We start from the raw sequence: 7,023 nt of genomic DNA, 5'->3' as shown, positions 1-7,023 counted from the left end.
CGGCGATTGCCGATGCGTTGCTGATTAATATCGGCACGCTCTACCCAGCCCGACTACAAGCGATGAACTTAGCGATTGATGCCGCCAATGCGGCGGCAACGCCGTGGGTGCTCGATCCGGTGGCAGTTGGTGTATTGCAATATCGGCGCGACGCAGCCATTGCGATGTTGGCGAAAAAACCAGCGGCAATTCGCGGTAATGGCTCAGAAATCTTGGCCTTAGCAGGGGCATTGGCTTTGAATGCTGAGGCGACGGCGGGCGGGAAAGGTGTAGACAGCACCATGAGCTCGATGTCGGCGCTCAGTGCTGCGCAGCAATTGGCGCGCGCCACTGGCGCGATTGTTGCCGTGACCGGCGCGACGGACTACATCACCGATGGCGAGCAAACGTGGGCTGTGCCGTGGGGCCACCCAATGATGACGCGCGTGGTGGGAACGGGTTGCGCCTTGTCGGCCGTGGTGGCGGCCTTTTTGGCCGACGCCCCCAATCGACTCAATGCCGTGGCCGCAGCATGCGCCGTCATGGCGATTGCTGGCGAACGAGCGGTGGAGTGCTCTGATGGTCCGGGCACATTTGTTGCGCCATTTTTAGACGCTTTACACGTGATTCATCCAGTGCAATTGCGGAGCTATAGCGAATGACGACAACAGCGAACCCGATTGATTTAAGCCTGTATTTGGTGCTTGACCCCGATTTATGTGGCGGCTTGGCCGAGATGGTCAGCACAGCGACAATCGCCGCGCAAAACGGCGCCACCGTGGTGCAATTGCGCGCGCCGCAATGGAAAAAACGCCAATGGTTGTTGGCCGCTCAGGCATTAAAAGCCGCGCTGGCCCCCTACAATGTGCCACTCATTATTAACGATCAGCTCGATATTGCGCTGGCGATTGACGCCGATGGCGTGCACGTTGGCCAGCAAGATTTACCCGCTACTGAAGTTCGACGATTATTTGGCCCAAATAAAATTGTCGGCCTATCGACCAATGGCTTGGCGCAATTTCATGAGGCCGAAGGGATGTATCACGCTGGCATTATTGATTATGTTGGGGTTGGGCCGGTATACCCTACAGGAACGAAAAAAGATGCTTCGCCAGTGATCGCCGTGGACGAAGTCGCCGCCATGCTGCAAAACCGTATTTTGCCGGCGGTCGCCATTGGTGGCATTCAGGCGGGGAAGGTGGCTCACTTGATGGCACTGGGTTTTGATGGTGTTGCCGTGGTCTCGGCGATTTGCGGCCAAGCCGATGTCGCTGGCGCAACGCAAGGGCTATTGGCTGAAATTCATGCCGCAAAGGGAAATACCAAATGACGATTCATACTTTAACCATTGCTGGTTCGGATTCTGGTGGCGGCGCAGGGATACAGGCCGATTTAAAAACGTTTTCGGCGCTTGGCACTTACGGCATGAGCGTGATTACCGCGCTCACGGCGCAAAACACGCAAGGCGTGCACGGCGTACAGGTGGTCTCCCCTGAATTCATTGCTGCGCAATGCGATGCGGTATTTAGCGATATTCGCGTTGATGCCGTCAAAATGGGCATGCTGGGCAATGTCGCGACGATTGCCGTGGTGGCGGAACGCTTGGCGCATTATCAACCGCAAATCATTGTGCTCGACACCGTGATGATTGCGAAGGGTGGCCATGCGCTGCTCGATCCGGCGGCGGTGAATGCGCTGCGCGAGCAATTATTGCCGATGGCCAGCATCATTACGCCGAATTTACCCGAAGCGGCGGCATTGCTCGGCTGTGCTGAAGCGCAATCGGAAGCGCAAATGCGCCAACAAGGTCACGCATTAATCGCGGCTGGCGCGCAAGCGGTGTTGATGAAGGGCGGTCACTTAGGCGGTGAATCCTGCCCCGATTGGTTGATTACCCCCAATGATGCAGTGTGCTTCCCTGCGGCGCGTATTGCTACGCGGCATACCCATGGTACCGGCTGCACCTTGTCGGCGGCGCTCACCGCGCTACGCCCGCAATGCGCCGATTGGCCGGAAACGGTTGCCAAAGCCAAGTCATGGCTGTTGCTCGCGATTGCACAAGCCGAACGCCTCGAAGTCGGCCACGGTATTGGTCCGGTGCATCATTTTCATCAGTGGTGGTAAAAGGGGCGCTAGTTTGGTGTGGTTGCTGTGGCCCAAAATGATTTTCATCGGTTCGATGGCGTTGTAGGAGCGTGCTGGCCCGCGAATGCGAACTTAATTTGCCGCGCTTTCGCGACCAAGGTCGCTCCTACAAAAAACAGCTGCGCGCTACTTTATAAAATAATCAGTACGTTGATTGTTTATGGCGTGATGAATTCATTGGCTTGGCCAAAAAATAACACTTACACACAGTGCAATGCCGCAAATTCCGGTACACCCGCCAAACCCTGGTGTAAAAAAAGCATTTATGCCAACTATGCGCTACGTCGGCTACCGCCAAACTTGGGAATGTCTCGACGGCGAGATTGACCTTACTACTTGTCGCGACAAAGTCCATAACAATGTCATTTATTTTAATGTAGAGCCTGATAAACTTTCATAAAAATAACAAAGCCTTTCCTTAATAATACAAACAACAAACAAAAACATAAATTAAAATATTTACTCAGCATTTTCCCTAGTAGAATTTGCTTGCCGCAAGGCATTTCAAAACAAAACATAGGGATAAAAATGAAACTCAAGTACTTAGCACTTGCAATCACTGCAGCACTAGCCGTATCAAGCGCACAAGCTGCCATCGTTGATATTGATTTTACGAATTATGCCTATGGAACTGCATTTAGCACGCAGATTCCATATGTATCATTTAGCTTACAAGGCACCGGTTCAACGGCTGGCTCTCCCGTGATTAACAGCACATCTTGGTCAGGAAAAGGTCTAAGCAACAGCGCCTCTGGCGAATACCCTACGGCATCAATTTTGGATATCAAATTTGATGGCTTAGCGAGTAACGTCAATTTTAAATTTAACAACTATGGTTCGTCTTCTTCAGGTCGAGGCCATACGTTCTACACCGCATTCAATCAATTGGGCGCAGCAATTGAAACTGGATTTGTGGGTGCAGGAGGTAGCTTTTCGCTGGCCGCGACGGGCATTGCTGGACTTCAATTCAACAATGGCACAACCGGCTCTAACAACTGGTTATTTGCCGTGAATACATTGCAAGCCAATGTCGCCCCTGTCCCAGAGCCAGAAACCTACGCTTTGATGGGGATGGGTTTGCTGGGTTTGATGGCGGCGCGGCGTCGTAAAGCTAAACAAGCTTAATTCGATGGATTGAAGTAGATTGAAAATGGCACCTTGAGTGCCATTTTTTATGATTTAAGCCAACGCAAAAAATCACGACAACTTAAATATCGGCCAGCACGGCGGTTCTAGCGTCCAGAAACATGAGGCAGAATCGGGCAGCCCATCGACGTACGGTACGGCGGCGGTAAATGCGCTGCGCGAGCAATTATTGCCGATGGCCAGCATCATTACGCCGAATTTACCCGAAGCGGCGGCCTTGCTTGGTTGTGCTGAAGCGCAATCGGAAGCGCAAATGCGATCACAAGGGCGCGAATTAAGCGCCGCTGGCGCGCAAGCGGTATTGATGAAGGACGGGCACTTAGGCGGTGAATCCTGCCCCGATTGGTTGATTGCCCCCAATGATGAAGTGTGCTTCCCCGCCGCGCGCATTGCCACGCGGCATACCGATGGTACCGGCTGCACCTTGTCGGCGGCGCTCACCGCGCTACGCCCGCAATGCACTGATTGGGAAGAGCCCGTCGCCAAAGCCAAAGCTTGGTTATTGCTAGCGATTACTGAGGCTGAACGCCTCGAAGTCGGCCACGGTATTGGTCCGGTGCATCATTTTCATCAGTGGTGGTAAAAGGGGCGCTAGTTTGGTGTGGTTGCTGTGGTCCAAAATGATTTTCATCGGTTCGATGGCGCTGTAGGAGCGTGCTGGCCCGCGAATGCGAACTTAATTTACCGCGATTTCGCGACCTAGGTCGCTCCTACAAAAAACAGCTGAGCGCTATTTATAAAAAAATCAGTACGTTGATATTTTATGGCGTGATGAATTTATCGGCTTGGCCAAAAAATAAAACTCGCACACAGTGCAATGCAGCAAATACCAGTAAATCCGCCAAGACCCTGTGTAAAGAAAAAGAATTTACGCCAAGTATTGCTCTCTATACGACGCCACGCGCCGTTTCTAAACGCATACCACGTGCCACTAATAAATCCACCCGCCGCTTCGCCATCCATCATATAGCCTTGAATTTGTAGTGGTAAGGCATCGCTATAGTGATTTTTCAAATAGCTATACATGGCTTGGGCGCAAAACAAATAAATAATCCCGCCCCCCAAAGCGCCGATGACTAAAAAAGGCAGGCCGTAATTAAGGAAAAATTCACGCATTCTGGGTCTCCGAATAGGATTTATTAATCTGGGTGGTCGAAACGCTTAACGAATCTTACCTTGGCTGGCGATTGAGTTGTCCATATTGAGTAAGGTTGCTTTCTTACCATTGAACTTGATTTTGTAGTTTGCGCTGTAGTACTCATCCACATCCATCGCTTCGAATTGCAGCGTGTTGTTGCCTAGCCACTGTGCCCGCGCAGCGCGCATTGATTCTGGGCCTGATTTTTGCCATCGATTATCAACTGGCGATACCGGCGTCTGAAGCCATGTGTCACTAAAATTGGCAGGGATAATATAGGGCTGCCGGTCATTGCGATTGCGGGGTGACATCGTGATCGTAACCTTGTCATTGTTAAATTCTAGTTTGAGTTGATTGGCCCAAAAAGCCGGATTATCTAAATCAATTTTTCGTTTATTGATCGTTTTTTCGAGTGGTGAGCGCAGCTTTGAGGTGGTTGTTGGCGTGACGAGCTGTGTGATTTTTTCTTGTAGCGCAGCGAAAGCGATGGAGTTTTCAACACGCGGCTCTTTGAGCTTTAAATAAAATTCGCGCAGCGCACTAAGGCCAAAATCGGATTGCTCTTGGTTGCGTGAGGTCATCACCACGGTGATGTCATCTTGTGGAAAAATGGCAATAAATTGACCGGCATAACCCATCGCGCTATACCATTCACGATTTTTTTCTACCCACCATTGTGCTCCGTAATGCCAGTCGATGACTTGCACCAGTGGCGATGTAGCATAACTTACCCAATCGGCAGGTATAATTTGTTGTCCTTGCCATTGCCCATTTTGTCGATAGAGTTCACCCAGTTTAAGCATGTCGCGTGGTGTGATATAGAGCCCGCGCCCACCGCCAATATGGCCTTGTTGGTCAAGATTAACCCAGCGCGTTTTTGTAATGCCCAGTGGCTTAAATAGACGCTGCTCAGCATAGTCAGCTAATGAACTACCAAGCGCTGCCTCACCCAAAACACCGAGTAGATCTGAGCCGCCGCTGTTGTAGTTAAAACTATTGACTTTATAGGGCTCAATTGAACGATTAAGTACAAACTTCACAACATCGGCTTGTTTTTTTAGCTCACCAAAATCATCACCACGCCATTCATTCCACAATAACCCCGACTTCATGCCCAGCAATTGCTCAACAGTAATCAGTTTGGCATTTGGCAAGTCGGCGTATTGCGGCAAAATATCGGCGACGGTGTCGGTCAGTTTGAGTTTGCCGTCGTTAATTAACATGCCAATCAAGGTGGCCATAAAGCTTTTGGTGACTGAATTCACTTGATGCGGGATGTCCGCGTGAAATGGCGCAACGTAAGCTTCGAGTACCACTTTGCCATGGCGCGCGATAATGATACTTTCCATATCAAAGCCGGGTGTTTGCAGGTAATTGAGCATTTTGGTGAGCTGGGCCGAGTCGAGTCCGACCGATTCTGGCGTTGCCGTTTTAAATTGCGCGAATGCAGGTTCTGGCATTTGTGGCGTGGGTAAGTCGCTGCTGGCGGCTTGGCTCAAGCCAAGGTTTAGCGCGATGGCGATGCTAATCAGACGATATTGCATAATTATCCTTGGGTATTGGCTTGAGCCAATTGTTGATTAAGGTTTGTAGTTAAATACGTCGGGTTATTTAGCCCGCCGTTGCTTTACCGGTACACAGAGCTGATAAGTAAATTTTGTCGTTGCCAGCAGTGTCTCTTGTGGGTCTTTGATTGGCCCTAGCGTATGGCCGGGGCGTTTTTCGTCCAATTCCCATTTGCTGCATGGCAAGTAGTAGCCAAATACGTACTCGGCCAGAATCATTGAGTCGGTGACGGTGCCGCAAAAGTCGACGACTAAATACTGCCCCGCTGCAAGCTCGGCGACGAGCATATTGCGTTCGGCTTTAAAGTCGGCATCGACCATCAAGCCAACGGCATAAGCGCAACGCTGATGATCGGTCACGTTTGGGTTGTCGATCATCCGCGAAACTAAGCGGCTATTGGCGTTGGTTAATCCATGCGCTTGTCCCCAGCGGGCGACGCGTTGCCAGAGCGTAAACATTTGTTCTAGTTCAACACCATTCTGCCAAAAATACACCCAACGATAACTCGGCATTTTTTCAAATTTGAGCGCTGAAATTTGCTGTGGTAATTCGCCGTTTCTGGCTGCTTCCAGTGAGACTTGCAGTGGTGTGTCGGGTATTGATTCTATGGGTTTATCTGAATGGGATACTTTGCAATTCTTGCTATCTTGCAAGATGTTTTCATTATTTCTTTGAGATTGCTGACGCCAGTTATAGCTTAAGCCGTCTAAAGTCCATTGCTCGCCTTTACGCCAGTCGCTGGCCGTCATGCCAAAGTGACTACGAAATGCGCGGCAAAACAAAGCTTGGAATTTAAAACCACAATCAAGCGCTATTTGCTGCATGGGGAAGGGTGGGTAAATCAAAAGTAAATTCGCTGCACGCTCAATGCGGATGCGCCGTAGATAATCATTCGGCGTCTCGTGCTGAATCGCCGTGAATACGCGGTGAAAATGATAGGGTGAAAAATGCGCGGCTTGGGCTAAATCAGCGAGGACAATGTGTTGGTCAAAGTGGCGGTGAATGTATTGCAGAGCTAAATGAATGCGCTTGACGTAGTCGTCCATAGT

General features: G+C 50.5%; 8 protein-coding genes. 5 read left to right on the top strand and 3 right to left on the bottom strand.

All coding sequences use genetic code 11. The annotated features are described in order from the left end of the window. From thiM to Q0V82_RS12340, 5 genes are all read left to right on the top strand, one after another. Nucleotides 1-641, top strand: a 641-nt coding sequence (thiM, locus tag Q0V82_RS12360; RefSeq protein WP_297576161.1) for a hydroxyethylthiazole kinase, incomplete at its 5' end; no start/stop codon positions are given. Continuing rightward, the gene (gene thiE / locus Q0V82_RS12355) at nucleotides 638-1,309 is read left to right on the top strand and encodes a thiamine phosphate synthase (RefSeq protein WP_297576159.1); all 672 of its coding nucleotides are present in this window, start codon (nucleotides 638-640) and stop codon (nucleotides 1,307-1,309) included. The genes thiM and thiE, both read left to right, overlap by 4 nt. Then, the gene (thiD, locus tag Q0V82_RS12350; RefSeq protein WP_297576157.1) at nucleotides 1,306-2,103 is read left to right on the top strand and encodes a bifunctional hydroxymethylpyrimidine kinase/phosphomethylpyrimidine kinase; all 798 of its coding nucleotides are present in this window, start codon (nucleotides 1,306-1,308) and stop codon (nucleotides 2,101-2,103) included. The genes thiE and thiD overlap by 4 nt, the downstream gene beginning before the upstream one ends. Nucleotides 2,104-2,613: 510 nt before the next feature. Beyond that, complete coding sequence (locus Q0V82_RS12345; protein WP_297576156.1) at nucleotides 2,614-3,249, top strand: PEP-CTERM sorting domain-containing protein; 636 nt, start codon at nucleotides 2,614-2,616, stop codon at nucleotides 3,247-3,249. Between the two features lie 88 nt (nucleotides 3,250-3,337). Then, the gene (locus tag Q0V82_RS12340) at nucleotides 3,338-3,853 is read left to right on the top strand and encodes a bifunctional hydroxymethylpyrimidine kinase/phosphomethylpyrimidine kinase (protein ID WP_297576163.1); all 516 of its coding nucleotides are present in this window, start codon (nucleotides 3,338-3,340) and stop codon (nucleotides 3,851-3,853) included. Between the two features lie 194 nt (nucleotides 3,854-4,047). Here Q0V82_RS12340 and Q0V82_RS12335 read toward each other — a convergent pair whose 3' ends face one another. The 3 genes from Q0V82_RS12335 to Q0V82_RS12325 all read right to left on the bottom strand — a co-directional run bounded on the left by Q0V82_RS12335 (nucleotide 4,048) and on the right by Q0V82_RS12325 (nucleotide 7,020). Next, on the bottom strand, nucleotides 4,048-4,386 hold the full coding sequence (locus tag Q0V82_RS12335) for a hypothetical protein (RefSeq protein WP_297576155.1): 339 nt from the start codon (nucleotides 4,384-4,386) through the stop codon (nucleotides 4,048-4,050). 45 nt (nucleotides 4,387-4,431) lie between these two features. Beyond that, nucleotides 4,432-5,952 (bottom strand): serine hydrolase, encoded by a 1,521-nt coding sequence (locus tag Q0V82_RS12330; RefSeq protein WP_297576154.1) that lies wholly within the window; start codon nucleotides 5,950-5,952, stop codon nucleotides 4,432-4,434. 63 nt (nucleotides 5,953-6,015) lie between these two features. Beyond that, entirely contained in the window at nucleotides 6,016-7,020 is a 1,005-nt protein-coding gene (locus Q0V82_RS12325; protein WP_297576151.1) for a GyrI-like domain-containing protein, read from the bottom strand. Nucleotides 7,021-7,023 lie beyond the last annotated feature (3 nt).

Origin of the sequence: uncultured Deefgea sp. (assembly GCF_947072475.1) — a bacterium.
Lineage (GTDB): Bacteria > Pseudomonadota > Gammaproteobacteria > Burkholderiales > Chitinibacteraceae > Deefgea.
The sequence above is the reverse complement of the archived record's forward strand: the minus strand, read 5'-3'. Positions and strand labels throughout refer to the sequence as shown.

What these genes read in the sequence shown, in the direction of transcription:
- thiE (WP_297576159.1), top strand. Translation starts at nt 638, where the DNA reads ATGACGACAACAGCGAACCCGATTGATTTAAGCCTGTATTTGGTGCTT.
- thiD (WP_297576157.1), top strand. Translation starts at nt 1,306, where the DNA reads ATGACGATTCATACTTTAACCATTGCTGGTTCGGATTCTGGTGGCGGC.
- Q0V82_RS12335 (WP_297576155.1), bottom strand. Translation starts at nt 4,386, where the DNA reads ATGCGTGAATTTTTCCTTAATTACGGCCTGCCTTTTTTAGTCATCGGC.
- Q0V82_RS12330 (WP_297576154.1), bottom strand. Translation starts at nt 5,952, where the DNA reads ATGCAATATCGTCTGATTAGCATCGCCATCGCGCTAAACCTTGGCTTG.
- Q0V82_RS12325 (WP_297576151.1), bottom strand. Translation starts at nt 7,020, where the DNA reads ATGGACGACTACGTCAAGCGCATTCATTTAGCTCTGCAATACATTCAC.